At 56.2% G+C, this 24,906-nt stretch carries 22 protein-coding genes; 20 read left to right on the forward strand and 2 right to left on the reverse strand.

Going from position 1 to position 24,906, the window contains the following annotated elements; genetic code table 11:
• Positions 1-77: 77 nt before the first annotated feature.
• The 14 genes from nrdR to QHL1GM_RS00130 all read left to right on the forward strand — a co-directional run bounded on the left by nrdR (position 78) and on the right by QHL1GM_RS00130 (position 17,370).
• Entirely contained in the window at positions 78-569 is a 492-nt protein-coding gene (nrdR, locus tag QHL1GM_RS00070) for a transcriptional regulator NrdR (RefSeq protein ID WP_071692643.1), read from the forward strand.
• Positions 566-1,741 (forward strand): bifunctional diaminohydroxyphosphoribosylaminopyrimidine deaminase/5-amino-6-(5-phosphoribosylamino)uracil reductase RibD, encoded by a 1,176-nt coding sequence (gene ribD, locus QHL1GM_RS00075; protein ID WP_071692644.1) that lies wholly within the window; start codon positions 566-568, stop codon positions 1,739-1,741. The genes nrdR and ribD overlap by 4 nt, the downstream gene beginning before the upstream one ends.
• A gap of 87 nt (positions 1,742-1,828) precedes the next feature.
• Positions 1,829-2,995, forward strand: coding sequence for a bifunctional 3,4-dihydroxy-2-butanone-4-phosphate synthase/GTP cyclohydrolase II (gene ribBA / locus QHL1GM_RS00080; RefSeq protein WP_071692645.1), 1,167 nt, complete (start codon positions 1,829-1,831; stop codon positions 2,993-2,995).
• Positions 2,996-3,012: 17 nt separating this feature from the next.
• Positions 3,013-3,501 carry a 6,7-dimethyl-8-ribityllumazine synthase gene (ribE, locus tag QHL1GM_RS00085; protein WP_007114490.1) on the forward strand — a complete coding sequence of 163 codons (489 nt, stop codon included), beginning with the start codon at positions 3,013-3,015 and terminating at the stop codon, positions 3,499-3,501.
• Positions 3,498-3,992 carry a transcription antitermination factor NusB gene (gene nusB / locus QHL1GM_RS00090; RefSeq protein WP_007114491.1) on the forward strand — a complete coding sequence of 165 codons (495 nt, stop codon included), beginning with the start codon at positions 3,498-3,500 and terminating at the stop codon, positions 3,990-3,992. The genes ribE and nusB overlap by 4 nt, the downstream gene beginning before the upstream one ends.
• A 36-nt stretch (positions 3,993-4,028) precedes the next feature.
• Positions 4,029-5,018 carry a thiamine-phosphate kinase gene (gene thiL / locus QHL1GM_RS00095; RefSeq protein ID WP_071692646.1) on the forward strand — a complete coding sequence of 330 codons (990 nt, stop codon included), beginning with the start codon at positions 4,029-4,031 and terminating at the stop codon, positions 5,016-5,018.
• Complete coding sequence (locus QHL1GM_RS00100) at positions 5,015-5,488, forward strand: phosphatidylglycerophosphatase A (RefSeq protein ID WP_071692647.1); 474 nt, start codon at positions 5,015-5,017, stop codon at positions 5,486-5,488. The genes thiL and QHL1GM_RS00100 overlap by 4 nt, the downstream gene beginning before the upstream one ends.
• Before the next feature lie 79 nt (positions 5,489-5,567).
• A complete protein-coding gene (locus tag QHL1GM_RS00105; protein ID WP_071692648.1) occupies positions 5,568-6,824 on the forward strand; it encodes a DUF945 family protein in 1,257 nt (418 codons plus the stop codon).
• A 115-nt stretch (positions 6,825-6,939) separates the two neighbouring features.
• Positions 6,940-9,447 carry an endopeptidase La gene (gene lon, locus QHL1GM_RS00110; protein WP_071692649.1) on the forward strand — a complete coding sequence of 836 codons (2,508 nt, stop codon included), beginning with the start codon at positions 6,940-6,942 and terminating at the stop codon, positions 9,445-9,447.
• Positions 9,448-9,635: 188 nt separating this feature from the next.
• Entirely contained in the window at positions 9,636-11,798 is a 2,163-nt protein-coding gene (locus QHL1GM_RS00115) for a PAS domain-containing methyl-accepting chemotaxis protein (protein ID WP_071692650.1), read from the forward strand.
• A gap of 246 nt (positions 11,799-12,044) precedes the next feature.
• The gene (locus tag QHL1GM_RS00120; RefSeq protein ID WP_254795227.1) at positions 12,045-13,919 is read left to right on the forward strand and encodes a methyl-accepting chemotaxis protein; all 1,875 of its coding nucleotides are present in this window, start codon (positions 12,045-12,047) and stop codon (positions 13,917-13,919) included.
• A gap of 15 nt (positions 13,920-13,934) precedes the next feature.
• A complete protein-coding gene (locus tag QHL1GM_RS19590) occupies positions 13,935-14,189 on the forward strand; it encodes a hypothetical protein (protein ID WP_254795228.1) in 255 nt (84 codons plus the stop codon).
• 221 nt (positions 14,190-14,410) lie between these two features.
• Positions 14,411-16,255, forward strand: a complete 1,845-nt coding sequence (gene ilvD, locus QHL1GM_RS00125) for a dihydroxy-acid dehydratase (RefSeq protein WP_071692651.1) — start codon at positions 14,411-14,413, stop codon at positions 16,253-16,255.
• Between the two features lie 56 nt (positions 16,256-16,311).
• The gene (locus QHL1GM_RS00130; RefSeq protein ID WP_071692652.1) at positions 16,312-17,370 is read left to right on the forward strand and encodes an oxidoreductase; all 1,059 of its coding nucleotides are present in this window, start codon (positions 16,312-16,314) and stop codon (positions 17,368-17,370) included.
• Positions 17,371-17,449: 79 nt separating this feature from the next.
• Here QHL1GM_RS00130 and nudE read toward each other — a convergent pair whose 3' ends face one another.
• On the reverse strand, positions 17,450-18,091 hold the full coding sequence (gene nudE / locus QHL1GM_RS00135; RefSeq protein ID WP_071692653.1) for an ADP compounds hydrolase NudE: 642 nt from the start codon (positions 18,089-18,091) through the stop codon (positions 17,450-17,452).
• 77 nt (positions 18,092-18,168) lie between these two features.
• On the opposite strand from nudE, the gene yrfG reads away from it, so the two are divergent.
• From yrfG to QHL1GM_RS00165, 6 genes are all read left to right on the forward strand, one after another.
• Positions 18,169-18,861: a GMP/IMP nucleotidase gene (yrfG, locus tag QHL1GM_RS00140; protein ID WP_071692654.1), complete on the forward strand. Its 693-nt coding sequence runs from the start codon at positions 18,169-18,171 to the stop codon at positions 18,859-18,861.
• On the forward strand, positions 18,858-19,247 hold the full coding sequence (locus QHL1GM_RS00145; RefSeq protein ID WP_071692655.1) for an RNA-binding S4 domain-containing protein: 390 nt from the start codon (positions 18,858-18,860) through the stop codon (positions 19,245-19,247). The genes yrfG and QHL1GM_RS00145 overlap by 4 nt, the downstream gene beginning before the upstream one ends.
• A gap of 81 nt (positions 19,248-19,328) precedes the next feature.
• A complete protein-coding gene (gene hslO, locus QHL1GM_RS00150) occupies positions 19,329-20,204 on the forward strand; it encodes an Hsp33 family molecular chaperone HslO (RefSeq protein WP_071692656.1) in 876 nt (291 codons plus the stop codon).
• 301 nt (positions 20,205-20,505) lie between these two features.
• A complete protein-coding gene (locus QHL1GM_RS00155) occupies positions 20,506-22,062 on the forward strand; it encodes a phosphoenolpyruvate carboxykinase (protein WP_071692657.1) in 1,557 nt (518 codons plus the stop codon).
• 187 nt (positions 22,063-22,249) lie between these two features.
• Entirely contained in the window at positions 22,250-22,747 is a 498-nt protein-coding gene (msrB, locus tag QHL1GM_RS00160) for a peptide-methionine (R)-S-oxide reductase MsrB (protein ID WP_071692658.1), read from the forward strand.
• A gap of 53 nt (positions 22,748-22,800) precedes the next feature.
• Entirely contained in the window at positions 22,801-24,015 is a 1,215-nt protein-coding gene (locus tag QHL1GM_RS00165; RefSeq protein WP_071692659.1) for an alpha-hydroxy acid oxidase, read from the forward strand.
• Here QHL1GM_RS00165 and QHL1GM_RS00170 read toward each other — a convergent pair.
• A complete protein-coding gene (locus QHL1GM_RS00170) occupies positions 24,005-24,865 on the reverse strand; it encodes a LysR substrate-binding domain-containing protein (protein WP_071692660.1) in 861 nt (286 codons plus the stop codon). The genes QHL1GM_RS00165 and QHL1GM_RS00170 overlap by 11 nt on opposite strands.
• Positions 24,866-24,906: the final 41 nt, after the last annotated feature.

Genomic DNA, 24,906 nt, shown 5'->3' on the forward strand with positions numbered 1-24,906 from the left:
ATAGCACACACATTGACAGGTTATAACACGCTAACTCGTGCGGCACGCTGACACGAGCTGACAATAGGTTGACCGCCATGCATTGCCCTTTTTGTGGTGCAAACGATACTCGAGTGACTGATTCGCGACTGGTAGCCGATGGTGACCAGGTACGCCGTCGCCGCCAGTGTGCAAGCTGCCAAGAGCGCTTTACCACCTACGAAACCGCTGAATTGGTCATGCCGCGGGTGGTGAAGTCCGACGGCTCCCGCGAGAGCTTTAATGAAGCCAAACTGCGGGCAGGCATGCTACGCGCGCTGGAAAAGCGTCCGGTCAGTGCTGAAGCCATTGAAGCGGCAGTGGAGCGCATTCGTCAAACGCTGCGCGCCCGAGGTGATCGTGAGATCAACGCCCGCGATATTGGCGAGTCGGTCATGCAAGCGCTTAAAACCCTCGATCATGTGGCCTATATCCGCTTTGCGTCGGTGTATCGCAAGTTTCAGGACTTGGATGAGTTTCGCGCCGAAATTGACAGGCTGTCTCAAGAGCCCTCTTCCCGACCGGGCCATGGCAGCGAGTCGCCAAAATGAGTGCTGCCTTTAGCCAAGCCGACCACCGCTATATGGCGCGGGCGCTGCAGCTGGCGCAAAAAGGCTTATATACCACTGATCCCAACCCGCGGGTCGGCTGTGTGATTGTGCGTGATGAGCAAATTGTCGGCGAAGGCTTCCACCTGCGTACCGGTGAACCCCACGCCGAAATCCACGCCTTGAAAGACGCGGGTGAGCAAGCCCAGGGCGCGACCGCGTACGTCACCCTGGAGCCCTGCTCCCACACCGGCCGCACTGGCCCCTGCGCAGCGGCGTTAAAGGAAGCCAAAGTGGCCCGGGTGGTGATCGCCATGGTGGATCCCAACCCTCAAGTGAGTGGCCGCGGCATTCGCCTGCTTGAAGAAGCAGGTATTGACGTCGCGGTGGGGCTGCTAGAAAGCGATGCCCGCGCGCTGAACCCGGGCTTTATTGCTCGCATGACCACCCAGCGCCCCTTTGTGCGGCTGAAAATGGCGATGAGTTTAGATGGTCGAACCGCCATGGGATCGGGGGAATCCCAGTGGATCACTGGCCCGGAAGCGCGCACCCACGTGCAGCGGCTTCGAGCGCGTTCCAGCGCGATATTAAGCGGCGTAGAGTCGCTCATTATGGATGACTCCCGGCTGACGCTACGGGCAGACCAGCTCCAGCTCGACAACGCTGACGCAGTGGTTCGCCGCCAGCCCCTACGAGTAATATTAGATACCCACTTGCGCTTACCCTTGGCGGCGGCCTGTTTAAGTGAGCCAGGGCGTACGCTAGTAATCACTACGCCAGACCACCCGGAAGAGAAGCGCGAGCGGCTAACCCAGGCGGGCGCTGAAGTGCATGTAGTGCCCGCCGGTAGCGATGGCCGTATCGATCTAGTGGCAATGCTGCAGTGGTTAGCCGAAAATGAGCAGGTTAACGAGCTGCTGGTGGAAACCGGTGCGACGTTGGCGGGTGCTATGCTCGACGCGGCGCTGATCGATGAGCTGCAGCTATTTGTCGCGCCAACCCTGTTAGGCGGCGAAGCGCGGCCGCTTTTTGCGCTGCCAGGGCTCTCACGTATGGCTGATCAGCGGCGGTTAACCATTCACGATATGCGAGCGGTGGGGCGCGATTGGCGCATTATCGCTTCCCCTCTGGCGACTAGCGCATCTGGCGAATTTAGCGAGAGCAAGGTACCCTGACGCGCAAAATCGTGACTAACTGGCGCGACACTCTTGCGCGATAACCTATCGTGACAAGCTATCGTGACAACACTTATTGGAGATTCCATGGCTCACCCCTCCTCTAGAGGCTTAGCCCCTATCGCCGAGCTGGTGGACGATATCCGCCAGGGCAAAATGGTGATTCTCATGGACGATGAGGATCGCGAAAATGAAGGTGATATCATCATGGCCGCCGAAAAAGTGCAGGCCGAGCATATCAACTTTATGGCCCGTTTTGCCCGCGGCTTGATCTGTATGCCGATGACCCGCGCCCGCTGTGAGCAGCTCAATCTGCCGCTAATGGTGCGCGATAATGGCTCTGGCTTTGGCACCAAATTCACCCTCTCCATAGAGGCAACTGAAGGCGTCACGACGGGTATTTCTGCAGCGGATCGAGCGCGCACGGTACAGGCGGCAGTGGCGCCTCACGCCAAGCCCTCCGATATCGTTCAGCCAGGCCACATCTTTCCCTTGATGGCAGAGCCGGGTGGCGTGTTGCGCCGTGCGGGGCATACCGAAGCGGCGTGTGATTTGGCGGCACTGGCGGGCTGTGACCCTAGCGGTGTTATCTGCGAGATTATGAACGACGATGGCAGCATGGCGCGTCGTCCCGAGCTTGAAGCCTTTGCCCACGAGCACGGCATTAAGATCGGCACCATCGCGGATCTGATCCACTACCGTATCGTTAACGAGCAGACCATCGATCACCTGGAAGCGTCAACGGTGATGACTTCCCACGGCGAGCTGACGCTGCACGTTTTCCGTGACCGTATCCAGGGCGCTCATCATTTGGCGCTGGTGAATGGTCAACCCACGCCGGAACAGGCCACCACGGTGCGCGTGCATCTTACCGATACGCTGCGCGATGTTTTGGGCTTGATGAAAGGCGAACAGTGCCGCTGGGATGCCCACCGCGCGCTGGAAGAGATTGCCGGTTCCGCGTCTGGCGTGTTTGTGCTGATTGATGACGGTCGCCCGCATCAGGATTTAAAAGATCAGCTCGATATCTTTTTGGATCGCGTACGCCAGCCGCGTACCAGCGATTCCGACGGTGCCGGTAACTACTTAACCATCGGTACCGGTTCGCAAATTCTGCGCTATTTAGGCGTGGGTAAAATGCGATTACTTAGTTCACCGTGGAAGTTTTCCGCGCTGTCCGGCTTTGATCTCGAAGTCGTAGAGCGTCTGGGCCCGAATGACACGGCGTATGAGCCAACCTTTCAGCAGGACTAATCAGCAGGAATAATTTGATGCACTCCCTCACTCAAGTTGAAGGTACTTTTGTTGATGTCGATGGTCGCTATGTCATCGTGGTCGGCCGTTTTAACCATCACGTGGTGGATAGCCTGGTGGAAGGCGCCGTCGACAGCTTGACCCGTCACGGCGTAGACGCTGAGCATATTCATATTGTTCACGTGCCGGGCGCCTGGGAATTGCCGCTGGCGGTTAAGCGTGTTTTGAAGGTGATGAAACCTGATGCAGTGATTGCCCTGGGCGCGGTAATTCGCGGCGGAACGCCTCACTTTGAGTACGTGGCGGGCGGCTGCAATACGGCAATTAATCACCTGCAGCTTGAGTTTGATACCCCGGTCGCTAACGGCGTGTTAACCGTTGAAACCATCGAGCAGGCGATTGAGCGTGCGGGCACCAAAGCCGGTAACAAAGGCACCGAAGCTGCCATGGCCGCCATGGAAATGGTCTCTCTGCTCCGCGCGCTGCCGTCAGGAGATACCCAATGAGCGAGCGCAAACCCTCTGCCGCTCAGCAGGGCCGCCACGCGGCGCGCGAGTTAACGGTGCAGGGGCTTTATCAATGGCACATGACGGGTAAATCCATCACCACCATTGAAGCCGAGTTTCGTAGCCAGGTCGCCGATGACGACCTTGAAGATCACGAAAACTGGGTGAAAGTGATGGAAATCGCCGACAAGGCGCTGTTTCACGAGCTACTCCACAACACCGTGCGTTTCAAAGCGGAACTGGATCGTGAAATTTCTCCCCTGCTAGACCGCCGCCTGGAAGATCTAGATGCGGTAGAGTTGGCAATCCTGCGGTTGGGCGCTTACGAGCTTTCTCGTCGCATGGAAGTACCCTATCGTGTAGTGATTAACGAAGGCGTTGAGCTGGCTAAGTCATTTGGCGCCACCGACGGCCATAAATACGTGAACGGCATTCTCGACAAGCTGGCGATTCGCTTGCGTAGTGCCGAGGTCAGCGCTCGCCGTCTCTGAACGCGAGCGGTCTGACACTGCGTTTAAGGGGCCTTTGTGCTTGCCGAATTTGATTTGATTCGACGCTACTTTATGTCGTCGCAGGAGGCGTCGACCGCGTCAAATGGCGTCACACTGGGATGTGGAGACGACGCCACGCTACTGATACCCCCAGCAGGCCAACAGTTGGCCGTGAGCGTTGATACCTCGGTGGTGGATGTACACTTTCCCCGCGAAGCCCCGGCATTTGCGGTGGGTCATCGTGCCTTGGCCGTTGCGCTGAGCGATTTGGCTGCCATGGGAGCGGCTTCACGCTGGTGCTTAATGGCGTTAACCCTGGATCAGCGCCAATTTGCCGATGATGAAGCTACCCATGCATGGCTGGACGACTATGCCCTTGGCTTTCATGCCCTTAGCCAGCAGCACGCCACAACGCTGGTGGGGGGCGATGTTACTTCTGGTGCGCTTTCCATAGGCGTTACCGTGATGGGTGAGGTGCCGGTGGGTGAAGCGTTCACCCGTGGCGGTGCCCAGGTGGGCGATCTAATTGCCGTCACCGGCGCATTGGGTGGCGGGGCAGGCGGGCTGGCGCTTTGGCAGCAGGGCGAGCGTGATCTGGCGCATCCGCTGTTAAGTCGCTACCTATTGCCGCAACCGCGCTTAGCGGCGGGTTTGGCGCTGCGTGGCTTAGCCACCGCTGCATTGGATATTTCCGACGGGCTACTGGCCGATTTGGCTCATCTTCGTGAGGCCTCGCAGGTAGGGGCTGTCATTGCGTTAGACGCGCTGCCACTAGCGGACCAGCTGGAAAGCACCCTTGGCCGGGAGACCGCCTTACGGGCGGCGCTGTCCGGCGGCGATGATTACGAGCTGCTGGTGACGTTAAGTGCTAACGACGTAGCCACGGCGCAGCAGCGTCTTGCACCACTAGGCTTGACGCTGACTGTCATCGGCCATTGTTGTGAAGCATTGGGCGTTAGTGCCTCTGACCAAAGTGATCTCAGTGGCTATGCCGGCTGGCAGCATTTTAGCGGGGAAGCGCCATGAATCGTGCACCGAAAAGTGTCTGGCGTCGCCCAACACATTTTTTTGCCTTCGGTTTAGGTAGCGGTACCGTTCCTTGGGCACCGGGAACCTTTGGTACGCTAGCGGCCATTCCGTTCTACTGGATGATGGCGGAATTGCCCCTTGGCTGGTACCTGAGTATTTGTTTTGTCGCCTTTGTTGTCGGCGTTTGGCTATGCGATAAAACGTCCCACGACTTAGGTGTACACGACCACTCAGGTATCGTGTGGGATGAGTTTGTGGGGTACTGGCTGACTATGGCAGCAGTGCCATTTTCGTGGGAAGCCGCCTTGTGGGGCTTTATTGTATTCCGCATCTTCGATGTCTTTAAACCTTGGCCGATACGCTGGGCAGATCGCCGCGTAGCGGGCGGTTTTGGCATTATGATCGATGATGTGATGGCAGGGGTCTACGCCTGGAGTACTATGCACCTGTGGTTCTGGCTACACTAAATTGTGTAAGTAATAAGTAGGAGCAGTTGATAACTTTTCGAGTGCGTTGGCTGCAAGGCGTTAGCTTCAAGGAGGTAGCATGCGCAAGGAACGTCTAATTGTCCCCATCCTGGCGATCATCGCTGTGGCATGGATGGCATTGCAGCTTCTCTCAAGCGTACTTTTTGAGCGCAGTCTGCGCCAAGCGCTCGAAGATCTGGAGGCGCGTGGTGAGTGGCGCGTCAACCGAACAGAGAGTCGCCAGGGCTGGCTAAGTTCTCAAGGTCGGTTGATTCTGTCGCCGCTGCTCAGTCGCCCCTGGCGCCTTGAGCTGACCTATAACGCACGTCACGGTATTTTAAGCACGGATGTCGAAGGCACTGTGTTACCCCGCCTGGATACCGTGCTGCAGCAAGCCGTGGGCGAAGTTACCGCTCCTTCTGTGCCGCGCTGGCAAGGGCGCTATCATACCCTGAGCGGCCACACTGACCTGCGCCTTGCTCTTGCTCCCTTCGTTATTCAACAAAATGGCCGGGAATTAGCCGTGCGCGGTGGTCGGCTGCGCTTGGAAGGGGTGTTTGGTGATTGGCGGCTACGCGCGCTGTTTGACCAGCTTACCCTGACCGATGGCATGGCCCAGCTTGAACTAGGGAACACGGTGCTCGAAAGCCGTTACACCTATACAGAGGGTGCCTACCATTTTGCCCAGCGCGACCATCTGCATATTGATATGCTGACGTTGAGCTACCCCTCCTACGATATTCAGCTTTCGCCTCTCGATCTAAACAGCCATATGGTGTTGGATGAGAGGGAGCTAAGTATCAAAGGCGACCTGGAGGTAGGTGATGTAATGGTGCCCTCTGAAGCGCCGGACATGCCGCTGCTCAGTGGCCGCATAGAGATGGAGCTCTCCCGCCTAAATGCCGATGCGGTTCGCCATATGATTCGTCGTTTACGCCAGGAAGCCGCTTGGGGAGACGCTAGTCTACCCATGGCCGAAGGCTTGCTGGCGCGTCTTGAGCCGGATCTGCGCAAAATACTTAGCGACTCGCCTCGTTTAGATGTCATGACCGTTGCCATCGAAAGTCCGCTGTTAGGTATTCGTTTAGATGCGGATGGCGCGCTGTTTTTTGATGCTCGCCAGTTGGATGAGCTTAGCGTGGTTAATCTGGACCAAAAGAAAGAGCAGGCGAAATGGCTGGAACGCATTGATGGCGACTTCACCTGGCACGAAGCGCCTACCGTCGCCGCGCTATGGTTGGGGCTGCCGCTCGGCACTCGCGAACTGCAGTTTGATGTGGTGCGCGGCGTTTGGCGTATCAATGGGCGCCCGATGCCCAAGCTTTGGCCTGAATAAACGCTGTTAACCTGACTGTTCTATTCGCGAAGGGTTGAAGTTTTGGCCCACTGCCCGCATTCCATGGACAACGCTAGGCGGTTCTTATCGCCGGTATCGGTTCATTGGAGGACGCATGAGCGACCAGGATTACGAACACGACGCTGAACACTTTGAGTGGGAACTTGATGAACAGCCGTCATCATCCACCGATGACGCCCAACGTGATGATAATGAAGAGCGTGCTGAAAAGGACGCTGAAGAGCAGGGCAGCAAAGAGTATCGCTCAGACGGCGAAAAGGTAAACTCCCTGGTGCCGGCCAGCGAAATGCTGCCCGAACGCATTTATCTCCTGCCTATCCATAATCGGCCTTTCTTCCCCGCCCAGGTACAGCCGCTGGTAGTGAATCGTGAGCGCTGGGAAGAGACCATGCGCCGCGTGGGCAACACGCCCCACCACACACTGGGCGTTGCCTTTGTGGGTGAGCAGGGCGTTACCTCCCTGGATCATGAAGGCTTTCCAGAGATCGGTACTGCGGTCAAAGTGCACAAACTCAAGGGCGAAGACGATCAGATTCAGTTTATCGCCCAGGGCCTCCAGCGCTTCACAATAACTCGCTGGCTCTCCAAAGAGCCGCCTTACTTAGTCGAAGTCACCTACCCTAAAGAGCCGGTTGACGCGGAGAACGAAGAGACCCGCGCCTACGCCATGGCGATTATCAACGGCATTAAAGAGCTGCTGCCGATTAATCCACTGTATGGGGAAGAACTCAAGCACTACCTCAACCGTTTTAGTCCGCATCAGCCGGGCCCGTTGACCGACTTTGCCGCCGCTATTACCTCCGCTAAAGGCCCCGAGCTTCAGGATGTGCTGGCCACTCTGTCAGTGGAGGAGCGGATGCAGAAAGTGCTGCCGCTGCTTCGTAAAGAGATCGATGTAGCGCTGCTGCAGGGCGAGATCAGCGAGCAGGTGAACGCGCAAATGCAGGACCGCCAACGCGAGTTCTTCCTGCGTGAGCAGCTCAAGGTTATCCAGCGTGAATTGGGTATCTCCAAAGACGATCGCGAAAACGATGTGGATACCTTTAGAGCACGTTTGGAGTCTCTGGTCGTGCCCGAGCGCGTTCAATCGCGTATCGATGATGAGCTCAATAAACTCAGCGTGCTGGAAACCGGCTCGCCGGAGTATGGCACCACGCGTAACTACCTGGATTGGCTAACCTCGCTGCCTTGGGGTGTGACCAGCCAGGATCAGCTCGATCTACCCCACGCGCGTCAAGTGCTGGATCGCGACCACGACGGCTTGAAAGACGTTAAAGAGCGTATTATCGAATTTTTGGCCGAGGGCACGTTTAAAGGGGACGTAGGCGGTTCGATTGTGCTGTTGGTCGGCCCGCCAGGGGTAGGTAAAACCTCCATTGGGCGCTCGATCGCTGAAGCCCTGGGCCGTCAGTTTTACCGCTTCTCTGTGGGTGGCATGCGCGATGAAGCGGAAATTAAAGGCCATCGGCGTACCTATGTGGGCGCGATGCCGGGCAAGCTGGTGCAAGCCTTTAAGGAAGTCGAGGTCGAAAACCCCGTCATCATGCTGGATGAGATCGACAAGCTAGGGCAGTCCTTCCAGGGCGACCCAGCCTCGGCGCTGTTGGAAGTACTTGACCCCGAGCAGAACGTTGACTTCCTCGATCACTACCTCGATGTACGCATGGATCTCTCCAAGGTGCTGTTTATATGCACCGCCAACACCCTGGATTCGATTCCTGGGCCGTTGCTCGACCGCATGGAGCAGATCCGTCTTTCCGGCTATATCGCCGAAGAAAAACTGGCGATAGCTAAAAACCACCTATGGCCGAAACTGCTCAAGCGCGACAATCTGACGAAAAAACGTATCAGTTTGTCCGATGCGGCCTTAAAGCAGGTAATTGAAGGCTACGCTCGGGAAGCCGGGGTGCGCCAGTTGGAGAAACAGCTGCACCGCATTGTGCGTAAATCGGCCGTTAAGCTGCTCGAAGAGGAGCCCGAAACGGTCAAGATATCGGTCAAAAACCTGGAGGAGTTCTTGGGTGCACCGATTTTCCGCAAGGAAAAAGTGCTCACCGGCGAAGGGGTGGTGACCGGCTTGGCGTGGACTTCCATGGGCGGCGCTACCCTGCCCATAGAAGCGGGCAAAGTACACTCGTTGGATCGTGGCTTTAAGCTGACCGGCAAGCTGGGCGAAGTCATGCAGGAGTCGGCTAATATCGCTTACAGCTATACGTTGGGCCATCTGCAAGAGTATGGCGCCGATGCCGACTTCTTTGACTCGGCGTTTGTGCACCTGCACGTCCCCGAAGGTGCGACGCCGAAAGATGGCCCTTCGGCCGGCGTTACCATGACCACCGCGCTACTCTCGCTGGCCAAGCACCATGCAATTGATCGGCCCTTGGCGATGACCGGCGAACTAACCTTAACTGGCCAAGTTCTTCCCGTTGGTGGTATTCGTGAAAAAGTTATTGCCGCGCGCCGCAGTGATATCTTTGAATTAATTCTGCCCGATGCCAATAAGCGTGATTACGAAGAGTTGCCGGACTACCTGAAAGAGGGAATGACGGTACATTTTGCTAAACGCTACCGCGATGTGGCGAATGTAGTGTTTGGCCGCTGATTACCTGCTTATTTAGCGCCATTGCAAGATTTTTATAGCGCTATTAACCATTTATTTAATGCTTTTAAAGCGCCTTACGAAAGTAAGGCGCTTTTTTTACATTTGTTTACTGGTTTGAAAATCATAACCATAGCGATAATAGCGTAAGATTTAATAAAAATTAAGAATATCTAATTCTTGGAGAACTAATGCGCAATAATCAGCCCGTCACTCAACGCGAGTATGTCCTGAGTGAGGAATCAGTACTCATTTCGCGTTCGGATTTAAAAGGCAATGTTACCTATGCCAATCCTACCTTTGTTGAGGTCAGTGGCTATAGCCGTGAAGAGCTAATCGGCGCACCACACAATCTCCTTCGTCATCCCGACATGCCCGAAGCAGCATACGCAGACTTCTGGAAAACCATCCAAGCCGGGGTCACCTGGCAAGGCGTGGTCAAAAACCGGCGCAAAAATGGTGATCACTACTGGGTGCACGCCACCGTGGCACCACTGCGGGACGGTGAACGCATCGTGGGTTATACCTCAGTGCGCCGCAAAGCCTCTGGGAAGGCCGTCGCCCGGGCAGAAAAAATCTACGCTGAAATCCACAAAAAGGGAAAATCTCGCCGTTACGCGCTAGCCAATGGCACGCTGCGGCGTAAAGGCTTGACCGGCATGCTGGCGCGCTTTCAGTTCACTAGCCTGAAAGCCAAGCTCACCAGTATGGTGGTGGCATCACTGCTGCTGCTTTGCCTTTCGGGCGGATTGGGAGTGTATGCGGTAATGGTCTCCGGCGAACGGCTGGAAACACTCAATCGCTCTGGGTTGGGCGATGTCGCCTCGTTGCAGCATATCGAGCGCTACATTGGTCAAACGGTTGAGACGTTGGAACCGGCGGTGCGTAATCCCCGCGGGGCGGACCTGGATGCTGTCAACGCTGATATTGGCCAGCATGCCGATGCCATGCAAACGCTTTGGGCGGACTATTATGCCGATGATGCCGTCACTGCTGAAGCCGCTCAGGCCTTTGATAGTGCGCTGAGCACCTGGGGCGCTGCGGTGCAAACCGCCCTTGTGGCCATTCAGGAGGGTAATGGGTTCGCGGCCTTTGAAGCCTTTAATGACGTCGTGGTACCCACTACTGAATCACTGCGCGAGATGAATAGCACCCTTGTAGAGCAGGTGCGCGCCGATGCAGAAGCGGTGGTCACTCAGGCGCAAACAGGGCGTCAACAGCTGCTAATGGCACAACTGGTGCTACTGGCCGTTGGCTTTTTAGTCATGATCGGCTTGAGCGTGATGATTCTAAAATCCGTGTTTCGCAGCTTGTCGGGCGCACGGTATATCACTTTCCAAATTGCGTCGGGCAACTTGGCCGCCCGTGAACGTCGTCAAACCAACGATGAGTTGGGTGAGCTACTTTACTCCCTGGACACCATGCGCTTTAGCCTATCCAGCATCGTGGGCGATGTAGAGAGCCGGGTCTCGGTGGTTACCCCGGCGATTCAGCAGATAGCCGCTGAAAACGAAGAGCTCTCTTCGCGTACTGAGCAGCAGGCGTCGTCGCTTCAGCAAACGGCGTCGAGTATGGAGGAGATGACCTCGACGGTTCAGCAGAACACGGAGAATGCCCGCCAAGCCACCGAGCTGGCGGTGCAAAATGCCGCGAGCACTCGTGACACTGGGCAGCAGATGCAGCAGTTGGTGGAACGCATGCAGCGTATCGCCCAGAGTGCTGAAAAGATGACCGAGATGATCAGCGTGATTGACGGTATTGCTTTTCAAACCAATATTTTGGCACTCAACGCCTCGGTAGAAGCCGCCCGCGCTGGCGAGCATGGCCGTGGCTTTGCGGTCGTCGCCAGCGAAGTGCGCAATCTAGCCGGTCGCAGCGCGGATGCCGCCCAGGAAATCCGCAAAATGATCGATAGCACCACCCAGGAAGTCAGCGGTGGACGCAGTGCTGTCGAGCAGGCGGAGCGAGCGATTGAGGAGGTCTCTCAGCAGGTCAGCCGGGTCAGTGAGCTAATGGAGTCGATCAGCACCGCTTCCAGCGAGCAGAGCAGTGGGATTGGTCAAATTAACTCGGCAATTGCCGAAATGGATCTCGTTACCCAGCAGAACGCCTCCAAAGTGCAGTCGATTGCAGCGTCAGCCGATAATCTCTCCCTTGAAGCCTTTGAACTCGCCAACGTGGTTGACGCGTTCCGTTTGGAAGGCGCTCAAGATGAGAGCATTACCGAGGCGCGGGCTAAGTTACAACGCGCTAACCAAGCACTCAGCAAAGCTGCCCAAAGTTTACCCGCCCCTTCCAAGCGTGCTGTACCACCCTCGACGCAGCCTCGCGCTGACCAGTGGGAAGAGTTTTAGCGCTTGAGCTTATTGCCATTAGGTAGGGGAGTTAGCTGCTCAATGATAGGTGGCTGATTTCCCTCAATTCGTTTTACCCATGCCACCCTTCGCGGTGGCATGTTTTATGCATTGCCTCCAATCAAATTCTAATGATGGCGCAAGCCGTCAATAAAAAAGTAGGGGTTCAAAATGCGCAGTGCTAAACAGGCAATGTCTAGTCAGACAGTAGCTAGTCCGTCAGTAGCTAGGCAAACAACATCCGACTTGTACGAGTTAGCTGATGATGAAGTGCTGATCTCACGCTCGGATCTGCAGGGCAGAATCACCTACGCTAACCAAACCTTTGTGGAGGTGAGTGGCTACACCCTGGAAGAGATCATGGGTGAACCCCATAGCCTGTTCCGCCATCCCAGTATGCCCAAAGCGGTTTTTCAGAACCTTTGGACAACCATTGAAGCCGGTAAGACCTGGCAGGGGCTGATTAAGAATCGCCGCCAAACTGGTGAGGCTTATTGGATGCACACCACCGTCGCGCCGCTGCTCGATGGAGAGCGCGTGGTGGGCTATACCTCTATTCGGCGTAAAGCCACGGCTAGGGCGATTGCCCGAGCAGAGCGGGTATACGCTGCTATGCAACAGGGCAAAACACGCGGTTTCACGCTCCATTATGGTGCAATACGCCACACTGGCGTGCGCGGATGGGTAAAGCGTTTTAGTTTCAGTAGTATGCAGGCCAAATTGATGGGCATGGTGCTGGCTTCTGTGGCCCTATTAGTGATCGCGGGGGCCGCGGGGGTGTATGGCCTGACCAGTTCCGCTGAACGACTGCGCACCCTCAATCAAACCGGCCTTGAAGGCATCACCGATCTTCAGCAAATTGATCAGCGCGTTAGCCAAGCAATTCAGGCGCTAGAGCCAGCCGTGCGCAACCCGCGGCGTGCAGATATTGAGGTGCTGGACACACAGTTAACCACCATGCGCGCCAACATTGAGCAGTCGTGGCAAGACTATACCGCGCAACGCGAAACGGGGAGTGTGCAGGAGGGACTAACGGCGCATCTCATTACCTTTACCGACAGTGCCGATACTACCCTGACCGCTATCCAAGATGGCAACGGGTTTGCCGCTTTTGAAGCCTTTAATGATATTGTCCAACCGACCTCTGAAAGTATTAGTGCCACTATCAACGTATTGGTGGAACAGGAACGAGCCGCCGCGCAGACGCTGATGGAAAATGCTGAACAGCAGCAACAGTTGTTGCTTTACGGCCAGTTGGGCGTCCTGCTGCTGGGTATTGTGTTGATGATCGGGCTGAGCATAGCGGTACTCAAATCGCTGATTAAATCGCTCAACGAGGCGCGCCGCGTAACGTTTCAGATTGCCGCGGGTAACTTGGCCAATCGGGTAACCTTAAAACGTAATGACGAGTTGGGCGAGCTGCTGAGTTCACTGGAAACAATGCGCGCTAGCTTGTCAGGGCTGATCACCGAGGTGGGCAATAAAGTCGAGGTGGTAACCCCTGCGTCTGAACATATCAAACAGCAGAATGAAGAGCTGGCGACGCGCACCGAGCAGCAGGCGTCCTCGCTGCAGCAAACCGCCTCTAGCATGGATCAAATGACGGCGACCGTGCAGCAAAACACCGAAAATGCCCGCCAAGCCAATCAGCTGGCCATGCGAAATGCCACCACCAGCCGAGAAACCGGTGAGCGTATGCAGGCGCTTGTCGAGCGGATGGAGCGCATCGCTGCCAGTGCCGATAAGATGACCGATATCATTAGCGTCATCGACGGCATCGCTTTTCAAACCAATATTCTGGCGCTGAATGCCTCGGTAGAAGCTGCCCGTGCTGGCGAGCATGGGCGGGGTTTTGCCGTGGTGGCTAACGAAGTGCGCAACTTGGCTGGGCGCAGTGCCGATGCTGCGGGTGAAATTCGCCGCTTGATCGACGCCTCCTCCCAGGAGATCAGCGGCGGCGCCCAGGCGGTGAGAGAGGCCGAAGCCGCCATTGAGCAGGTCGTCACACAGGTGATGAAAGTCAGCGACATTATGGAGGAGATCAGCACCGCGTCCGATGAACAGAGCAGCGGTATCGCGCAAATTAATACCGCCGTCGCGGAGATGGATCACGTCACCTAGCAGAACGCCTCCAAGGTGCAGTCAATTTCCAGCGCCGCTCAAGACCTAACCCGTGAGGCATTGAGCCTCGCTAACGTTATCGCCGCCTTCCGTTTAGAGGGCGCTGCCGAGGAGAGCAGCGAGACTGCCCGAGAGCGCTTGCTTAAACAAGCAGGGCTTGGCTCCACGCCCTCATCAGTGGCAGCTCCTGCATTAGCCCCGCCCCAGAGCTCTTCGGCTCAGCGTACAGGCCAAGCCCAGTCAGACGAAGAGGCGTGGGCAACCTTCTGATGAGCCGGCGCCATGGAGGGCGCTTCACTCGCTATCAGGTCTCTATTTAACCTCTACATCTAGCTTCTATATCTAGCCTCTATATCTAGTCTCTGCGCAGTGCTCATGCCACAATCAGAAAAACGACTGATATTTTTCAGAATAAACCTAGCCCGCGGCTTCGCGTGCAGTGGGCTAATAAAAAATAGAGCCTAGCGATTTATTAGAGAGTAGAGGACACCATGCCAGAGTATCGCTCACGTACCACCACCGCTGGCCGCAATATGGCCGGTGCCCGCGCACTGTGGCGCGCCACTGGTATGCAGGACGGCGACTTTCAAAAGCCGATTATTGCGGTAGCCAACTCCTTTACCCAGTTTGTGCCGGGCCATGTGCATTTAAAAGACATGGGCCAGCTGGTGGCGCGGGAGATCGAGAAAGCCGGGGGCGTTGCTAAAGAGTTCAATACCATTGCGGTGGACGATGGCATCGCCATGGGCCACGACGGCATGCTCTACTCGCTGCCCAGCCGCGACTTGATCGCTGACAGCGTCGAATATATGTGTAACGCCCACTGCGCCGACGCGCTGGTATGTATTTCCAACTGTGACAAAATTACCCCTGGCATGTTGATGGCCGCGTTGCGCCTCAATATTCCGGTTATCTTTGTTTCCGGCGGCCCCATGGAAGCGGGTAAAACCAAGCTGCTTAACCACGGGTTGGATCTCGTCGATGCGATGGTCATGGCCGCCGACGACAGCGTAGACGATGAAACGCTTGCCGAAGTAGAGCGCAGTGCCTGCCCCACTTGCGGCAGCTGTTCGGGTATGTTTACCGCCAACTCAATGAACTGCTTAACCGAAGCGCTGGGCCTGGCCTTGCCCGGTAACGGCACCGTGCTGGCGACGCACTCGGATCGCCGTCGCCTGTTTGAAACCGCTGGCCATCGCATTGTCGAGCTGGCAAAGCGCTATTACGAAGGCGAAGAAGCTCACCTGCTGCCTCGTGCCATTGCCTCCAAGGCGGCGTTCAAAAACGCTATGACCCTGGATATCGCCATGGGCGGCTCTACCAACACCATTCTGCACTTCCTCGCAGCGGCCCAGGAAGCCGAGTTGGACTTCACCATGTCGGATATCGACCGCCTCTCTCGTGAAGTGCCCCAACTCTGCAAAGTGGCGCCGAATACCCAGAAGTACCATATCGAAGACGTCCACCGTGCCGGTGGCATTATGGCCATCCTGGGTGAGCTGGATCGTGCCGGGGTGCTGGATACCTCCGTGCCCACCGTGTATGGCGATAGCTTAAAAGAAGCGCTGGATGAGTGGGATATCATGCGTTCCCCCAGTGCGGAAGTGATCGAATTCTTTAAAGCTGGACCGGGCGGTGTGCCTACCCAAGTGGCGTTTTCGCAAAGTGCCCGCTGGCCGAGTCTGGATGGCGACCGCGCTACTGGCTGTATCCGCGACCTTGAACACGCCTTTTCTCAGCAGGGCGGTTTAGCCGTGCTCTACGGCAATATCGCGCTGGATGGCTGTGTGGTCAAAACTGCAGGCGTCGATGACTCGATCCTGGTCTTTGAAGGCCCCGCCCATGTGGTGGAGTCCCAGGATCAGGCGGTTGCCGATGTGCTGGCGGATAAGGTCAAAGAGGGCAATGTAGTGGTGATTCGCTACGAAGGCCCGAAAGGCGGCCCCGGCATGCAGGAGATGCTCTACCCGACCTCCTATCTCAAATCCAAAGGGTTAGGCAAGGCGTGCGCGCTGCTGACCGATGGGCGGTTCTCTGGCGGTACCTCCGGGCTCTCTATAGGCCATGTTTCCCCTGAAGCAGCGGCGGGTGGCGCGATTGGACTGATCGAGCAGGGCGACCTGATCCGCATCGATATTCCTAACCGGGCAATTAACGTCAAACGGACAGATGCCGAGCTGGCGGCCCGCCGAGAAGTGATGGACGCCAAAGGCGCCACTGCCTGGAAACCCGCTGAGCAACGACCCCGCAAGATCACTCCTGCACTTAAAGCCTATGCGCTGTTGGCGACCTCTGCTGACAAAGGGGCCGTTCGGGATCTAAGCAAGCTCGACTGATATACGCAGCTAAAACATGCAGCTGAAACATGCAATAAGCCCGAGTAAGGAATCAAATGAAGGCAATTATAAACGTTGGATTAGTCGGCTACGGTTTCGCTAGCCAAACCTTCCACGCACCGCTGATCCAGGCTACGGAAGGCCTGGACTTGGTCGCGGTCTCATCAAGTGATGCCGCTAAGGTGCAGGCGTCACTGCCCGATGTCGAGGTAGAGGCTCAGGCATTAGCACTTTGCCAGCGCAGCGATATTGACCTGATCGTTATTCCCACGCCTAACGATACCCACTTTCCTCTCGCCAAAGCCGCTCTCTCCGCGGGCAAGCACGTAGTGATTGATAAACCCTTCACGGTCACCCTGTCAGAAGCAAAGCTGCTTAAAAAGTTGGCGGATAATAAAGAGTGTTTGCTGTCGGTGTTTCATAACCGTCGCTGGGACAGCGATTTCCTGACCGTTAAGGCATTGCTAGAAGCAGGTACGTTAGGGCGTGTAGTCAACTTTGAGTCGCACTTTGACCGTTTTCGCCCGGAAGTGCGCGACCGCTGGCGGGAAAAAGCCACCCTGGGTGGCGGCATCTGGTACGACCTGGGGCCGCATTTATTGGACCAAGCCTGTGAGCTGTTTGGCATGCCCTACGCTATCCTGCTGGAATTGGGAACGCGCCGAGATGGCGCCCAAGCCGATGATGACTTCCTGGCTTTGCTCGACTACGAAAGCTTTCGTGTTACCTTGGCGGCAGGCACGCTGGTGGCCGAGCCAACGCCGCGCTTTCGGATTAATGGCACCCAAGGCAGCTTTATAAAATACGGCTTAGACCCTCAAGAGGATCGCTTAAAAGCAGGTGAAGTGCCGACATCCCAGTGGGGCGAAGATAGCCAACATGGCACCCTGACGCTGCGTGAAGGGGAGGGTGAAAACGCGCCGCTAACGCGTCGTGAACTTCCGACCCTGTCGGGCGACTACCTTGCCTATTACCAAGGCATTGCCGCCGCTATCCGTGATAAGAAGCCACTTCCGGTGAGCGTAGAAGATGCTCTACGCTCAATGGCTTTACTCGAAGCAGGGCTGGATAGCCACCGCCAGCGCCGCTGGATCGCATTGAAAAATCATCTTTAGAATTAGTCAATGGTATTGGTAGCTTCGCTTACGATGGCATCGACCCACCTTGAGCGAAGCTACTTCCCACGAAGATACTTCAAAGCAAATTCGTAGCACTATTGCGCTTCTCTTCCCGCAACCTGTCTCGGGCGATATAGAGCGCGGCGATGGCGCGGGCTTCGTGGAAATCCTCGCGCAGCAGTAGGGCGGGTAGCTCCTCAATGGCGTGGGTTTCCACAATCAACGGCTCGGGCTCATCCCCCGGCAGGCGCTTGGGGTAAAGGTCGGTGGCAAGGAGTACCTGCATACGGTGGCGCATATAGTTAGGTGCCAACGAAAGCTCGACCAGCGGTTCAATACGGTGCGCGCCAACGCCACACTCCTCCATCAACTCGCGATTGGCCGCGGTAATGATATCTTCACCGGGGTCGACCAGTCCCTTTGGCAGGGTGAGCACATAATCTTCAAACCCTGCCGCGTATTCGCGGATCAGCAGCACGTGCTCTGGGTCGGGCATTGCAACCATCATCACCGCACCGCGATCAGCGCCGGTTAAACGCTCAAATTGGCGCTCTTCGCCATTAGAAAAGCGCAAATCAAGTGACTCTATCTGAAACAAACGGCTTTGGGCCACGCTCTTGCGCGCCAAAATTTGCGGCTTTTGCTGGTACCCCGAGCGCTTAACGCTGGCATCGTCTAGGTGGTTAAAAGTGGGGCGCGTTGGGGGGAGCGTAGACATAAAAGTGTGCCTCCATGGCTGGTAAAAGGCGGTTAAGCTACAATAGCACGCTTACTCCTAACGTGACTGGAGCGGCAATGATTGATTGGCGCGAGATAGACACCGTTCTCCTAGATATGGACGGCACGCTGCTGGATTTACACTTCGACAGCCACTTTTGGCTCGACCATCTGCCGCGGCGCTACCGTGAACTGCACCATCTGGATGAAGCCTCCCAGGAAGCGTTGCGCGCGCGAATTATCGGTGAACAGGGCACTTTAAACTGGTACAGCCTGGCGTACTGGAGCCGTGAGCTGGGCGTAGATATTGTCGCTCTGAAGCGCGAAGTCCAGCACTTGATAGGTCTGCGTAGCGACGCCCTGGATTTCCTTAAATGGCTAAAACAGGCTCACCCACGGGTAGTGCTGGCCACTAATGCCGATCGTGCGAGTCTTGCCCTGAAGCTGCCGCTCACCGGTTTGGAAAGCTATCTAGATGCGATCATCTCTTCTGAGGACGTGGGAGCCGCCAAAGAGGAGCAGGCGTTTTGGTTTGCGCTACAAGATATCGAAGCCTTTGACCCTGCGCGCACGCTGTTTATCGATGACAACGCCCGCGTGCTCGAGAGCGCTCGTGAGTTTGGCATTAAGCATTTGCTGGGCATTAAACAGCCCGACAGCCAGCGGCCTGAAAAAGAGCTACAAGAATTTATTGCCCTCGATCGCTTTGCTCACCTGTTACCCGAACAGTTTCCTGAACAGGTGTCAGAAACCCAAGGAGTGCCTAAATGAGCGAGAGCGTACGCTTAGATAAATGGCTGTGGGCCGCGCGTTTTTTTAAGACCCGCGCACTGGCCAAAAAAGCCATCGAGGGCGGGAAAGTGAATTACGACGGCGGTCGCGCTAAAACCAGCAAGCAGGTGGAAATCGGTGCGCTTATTCGTGTGCCCCAGGGCTGGGAGATCTTAGAGGTAGAGGTCTTATCGCTTTCCGATCAACGCCGCGGCGCACCAGAAGCGCGCACGCTCTATGCGGAAACCGAAGAGAGCGTGCAACGTCGTGCTAAAGAGGCCGAAGCAAGGCGCCTCACTAACGAGGCGATGCAGCATCCGCTCAAACGCCCCGACAAAAAACAGCGCCGCGATATCCAGCGCTTCCAGCGCCACCAAGGCGAGTAACTCCTCGCCGTTAAACTAGCCTCCATTACACTCTCATCGTGCTTAAATAATCGCTGCACTTAAATATTAGGTTGCCAAATTATGTCCGATCAAATTCAACGCTTTATGTTCGATCACACCAATGTCCGCGGCGAGATCGTCACCCTGGCGGCCGCCTACCACGAAGTGTTGGATCGCCACGCCTACCCACCGGCGGTGAATGAGCTGCTGGGAGAGCTGTTAGCCGCCGTGGCACTGCTTACCGATACCGTGAAATTGGATGGCACCTTGAGTATCGAAGTGCGTGGACGCGGCGTTCTTTCTCTATTAATGGCCGAATCCAACCCCGGTGGCGAATTGCGTGCGATTGCCCGCATAGCAGAAGACGCTGCACTGCCCAGCGAGCATGCCAGCTTCCGAGAGCTGGTGGGCGAAGGTCAGATCGTTATTACCCTCGATCCCCGCGAAGGGAATCGTTATCAAGGCATTGTGGCGCTGGATCAAGAGTCCCTGGGAGGCTGCCTGGAAGCCTATTTCAGCCAGTCCGAGCAGTTGCCAACCCGCCTCTGGCTAGCGGCAGATGAGAAGCGCGCGGGCGGGTTACTACTGCAGCGGCTGCCGGAAGAGTCACAAAACCAGGATGTGGATGCCTGGGATCGCAGCGTACAGCTAGCCGATACGATTAAAACTGAAGAGCTGCTCGGTCTTGAGCAGCGCGAAGTACTGCATCGTCTCTACCACGAAGAGACCGTGCGCGTTTTTGACCCCAAAGCCCTGCGCTTTGGCTGTACCTGCTCACGCGACCGCATGAGCTATGCGTTGCACTCTCTGGGCAAGGAGGAACTGCGGGATATTCTCCACGAACAGGGCGCGATCGATACCCAATGCCACTTCTGCCACACGAAATATCACTACACAGCGGCGGATATTGAAACTTTGTTAGACAACCCCGAAGCGCCATCGCCCACGATTCACTAAGTATGTAGTCGAAAGCATGAGCAAGGGCGTTTTCCAGTAGTGCTAGGAGCGCCAGTGGATTCAATGAACTTGGCGTTTCTTGCAAACGGCTGTTTGAATATTTACTGCGCCGCAACACAAAATGTAGTGCCTTTGTAGTAGTTTAACTACAAGATATTTGATCTTCGCCCCCGTTTCCTGGGGGCTTTCTTTTTGCCATAATGCGCCCAACTTCAGCGCGCCCAGCCCGTCTTGCAGTGGTTGGGCTGAATTTTAAGGCGTCGGTGACGCCCGGTAACTCGAGAGAAGCCCAGGAATCGACATGACCACGACTCAAGCCGCTCCCCAATCCCACGTTAATCTCAGTAGCGCCGAACTGATCGAGCGCGCCGTGGCACGTGGCGAAGGCCGCCTCTCAGCCAACGGTGCCTTGGTAGTAAATACCGGCCTGCGTACCGGCCGCTCACCGAAAGACCGTTATATCGTCGACGAGCCCTCCACAAGCAGCCAAATTGATTGGGGTAACGTTAACCAACCCTTCGATGCCGACAAGTTCAACGCCTTGTGGAACCGGGTCAATGACCACCTGGTCAGCCAAGAGCATTTCGTTTCTGAGCTGCACGTTGGCAGTGATTCCGCTCACTACCTGCCGGTGCGTGTCACCACCGAAACCGCTTGGCAAAACCTATTTGGCCGTACCATGTTTGTGCGCCCGCTGGCCTACAACCAAGCGATAAAAGATGAGTGGCGGATTGTTAACGCCGCAGGCTTTGAGTGCGACCCCTCTCGCGATGGCACCAACTCTGATGGCTGCGTAATCATCAACTTCGCCGAGAAAAAAGTACTTATCGCGGGTATGCGCTACGCCGGTGAAATGAAAAAAGCCATGTTCTCGGTGCAGAACTTCCTGCTGCCAGCCGCTGACGTATTACCGATGCACTGCTCTGCGAACGTGGGCGAAGATGGCGAAACCTGTCTCTTCTTCGGTCTCTCCGGTACCGGTAAAACAACGCTCTCGGCTGACCCGGCGCGCTTCTTGATCGGTGACGACGAGCACGCTTGGGGCGACGGCATTGTCTTTAATATGGAAGGCGGCTGCTACGCCAAATGTATCGATCTTTCTGAAAAGAACGAGCCGGTCATCTGGAACGCCATCAAGTTTGGCACCGTGCTGGAAAATGTGGTGCTGGACGACCGCCGTGAGCCTGACTACGCCGATGATAGCCTGACCCAAAACTCCCGCGCCGCTTACCCGTTAGAGCACGTTGAGAAGCGCGTAGCGGAAAACCTGGCTGGCGAGCCAAATGCTATCGTGTTCCTGACCTGCGATATGTCTGGCGTGCTGCCCCCGGTGTCGATTCTTTCCAAAGAAGCCGCGGCGTATCACTTCTTGTCCGGTTACACCGCCAAAGTGGGTTCCACTGAAATGGGCTCCTCGGAAGGCTTGGCCGCCACATTCTCTACCTGCTTTGGCGCACCGTTCTTCCCGCGTCCAGCCCGTGAATACGCTGACCTACTGATCAAACGTGTCGATAAGCAGGATGCTCAGGTTTACTTGGTCAATACCGGGTGGACCGGCGGCGCTTACGGCGAAGGCGGCGCACGCTTCTCCATTCCGACCACACGTGCCATCATTAGCGCGATTCAGTCCGGCGTGCTGCGCGACATCGATACCAAGCACATCGATGGTCTCAATCTACAAGTACCGCTTGCCGTGCCGGGCGTCGACTCCAGCCTGCTCGACCCGCGTGAAACCTGGCAAGACCGTGAGGCCTATGATCGTCACCTCAAAGATTTGGCGACCAAATTCGTTGATAACTTCAAGAAGTTTGAAGGCGTCAATGAAGCGATCATCAAGGCAGGCCCTCAGCTGGGCTAAACATTAGCGTATCTAAAAAGATGCTCGCCGGTGTAAGTAATCGGACGCAGGGACGACAAAGACGTTAGAAACGATCTAAGTTAGCAATGATCGACGTTAGCAAAGATCGAGGTCAGAATGGGACAGTGCTCAGGCACTGTCCCATTTTTTATTGGTTTTCCTTGCCGATTACGACGGGAGCGACACCATGAAAAGACGTCAATTTTTAGGCCTGGCAGGACTCACCAGCGTAGTGGGGGCGATACCCGGTCTTTCGTTTGGCTTTCCACGCTTAGACCTTGAGGCTGCCCCTGGGTTGGAAACGCTGGAACTTAGTGAAGCCGAGTGGCGTGAACGGCTTACCGACGAAGCCTTTGATGTGCTTCGTAAGCACGGGACTGAACCTGCCTTTTCAAGCCCCTTGGATAAGGAGTGGGGGGAGGGCGAGTATCGTTGCGCTGGCTGTGATCTATTACTTTTCACCAGTGAAATGAAATATGATTCTGGCACCGGCTGGCCAAGCTTTTTCGAGCATGTAGAAGGGCATATGCTGACCGAGCTGGATTTCAAACTGGTTTGGCCTCGCACCGAATACCACTGTGCCCGCTGCGGTGGTCATCAAGGCCACGTATTTGAAGATGGCCCCGATCCCACTGGCCTGCGCTGGTGTAATAATGGCGTTGCCCTGCGCTTCGTGCCTGCCTGAATTAGCGAGCCAGTTAGGTGAGAGCTATATAAAACAATGATTTGGAGCGTTGCGTGAAAGAATGGTTTCAAGGACTGGGTATTCAAAAAAAGCTCTCCAACATCCATAACCTGCACGATGTTGAGCGGCTGGCGCGGCGCAAGCTGCCCAGGCCAATTTTCGGCTATATCGACCATGTCGCCGAGGATGGAAGAACTCAGCGCGCAAACCTGTCCGCGTTCGATGAGTACCACTTTTTGCCCAAGGCGTTTGTTAATGTCGCGCAGATAGATCTGCACACCGAGCTCTATGGCAAACGCTACGCCGTCCCGTTCGGCATCGCCCCAATGGGTATTAGTGCGCTCTCAACTTATCAGGGCGACTTAGTGCTGGCGCGGGCAGCGGCGAAGCGCAACCTGCCCATGGTTATGAGCGGTTCATCGCTGGTACCCATGGAAGAGGTGGCCAAGGTGGAGGGCGCCGACTGGTTCCAGGCGTATCTGCCGGGAACGCCAGAAGGTATCGAAGCGCTACTGGCGCGTATCCAGCGGGCCGGTTTCAGAAAACTCGTCGTCACGCTCGACTACCCGGTACCCCCCAATCCCGATAATTTTCGTCGTTCTGGGTTTACATCGCCGCTGGAGCCAAGCCTGCGTTTAGCCTTGGATGGTTTGATGCGCCCAGGCTGGCTGTGCAATACCTTTCTGCGCACCTTGTGGAAGCACGGCATGCCGCATTTCGAAAACAACTATGCTGAGCGGGGTGCGCCTGTGATCTCCCGGCAAGCAGCGCGGGATTTTTCGGGGCGGCGCCATTTTGACTGGGGCTATCTCGATCTTGTGCGGCGGCTATGGCCCGATGTATTGATCGTTAAAGGGGTGCTTAACCCTGATGATGCGGTACGTGCGCAGCAGGCGGGGGTGGATGGCATTATTCTTTCTAACCACGGCGCTCGCCAGTTGGACTGCACCATCTCGCCCCTACAGGTGCTGCCCGAGATCAAGCGTCGCGTGAGTGATATTCCCATTATGATCGACAGCGGCTTCCGGCGTGGCACCGACGTGATTAAGGCGCTGGCGCTGGGGGCTGACTTTGTCTTTGTGGGCCGTCCCTTCAACTACGCTGCCGCCGTAGCGGGGCAAGCCGGGGTAGAGCATGTTGCCGATCTCTTACAGCGTGAAATTGAGCGCAATATGGCCCTGCTCGGACTGACCAGCCTCTCTCAGCTAGACCGTTCTTGCCTCTACCAACCAACAGTTGGTGAAGAGCCACGGTCTATTACAACCTAAACCCTTCAACAATATGCTCGGCTAAGCTATCGATAATCGGTGATTGGGAGGAGGAGGTACGCTGCAAAACGATGGACGCCTCAGGCAAGGCGGGAAAACCCTCCTTTTCACCCAATATCTGCATATCGGCGGTGACTAGGCTTCGCATCCAAGCAGAAACTGCCAATCCCGCGCCAACAACCGCTTGTAGTGTCGCCAAGCTGGGGCTGCTATAAGCGACTCGATAGGCCCGGCCAGCCCGGTCTAATGCATTGCAGGCATGACGACGACAAAAGCAGGGCGCTTCAAACATGGCTAGTGGCACTGGCGTCTGTAAATGGGTGCTGTGACTCTCTGCCGAGACCCATACGGTGCTTTCCCGCCTCAATATTGTGCCAATCTCATCGCCTATTTCCCGCGTCATAATGATCAGGTCCAGGCTTCCTTGCGGCTGCTGGGAGAGCACCGAAGAGGGGGCGCAGTGCACATCGACATCCACCAGGGGCCAAGCCTGGGAAAAGGTTTTCAGAATACCGGGTAGGAAACGCATCACGTAGTCATCCGGTACGCCCAGGCGTACTCGGCCCACCATGTCGGGCTGACGCAAAAGCGTTAGCGCTTCGCCTTGCAGCGATAAAATCTTGCGCGCATAGCCAAGCAGCGTATGGCCTTCGCTGGTCAATTGCAGCGGCTTACTTTGGCGCACAAAAAGTGGACGCTGAATAACGTCCTCTTCCAGTCGTTTAATTTGCATACTCACGGCGGATTGCGTGCGGTTCACCGTCTGTGCCGCGCGGGTGAAGCCCCCGTGGTCAACAATGGCGACAAAGGTACGCAGAAGCTCGTGATCGATTGTGGGTAGCGTCGCCATAGGTATCAATCTTATTGATGTTGCTCATAAGGAGTATTCGT

Source organism: Halomonas sp. QHL1 (assembly GCF_001882345.1).
Taxonomy (GTDB): Bacteria; Pseudomonadota; Gammaproteobacteria; order Pseudomonadales; family Halomonadaceae; genus Vreelandella.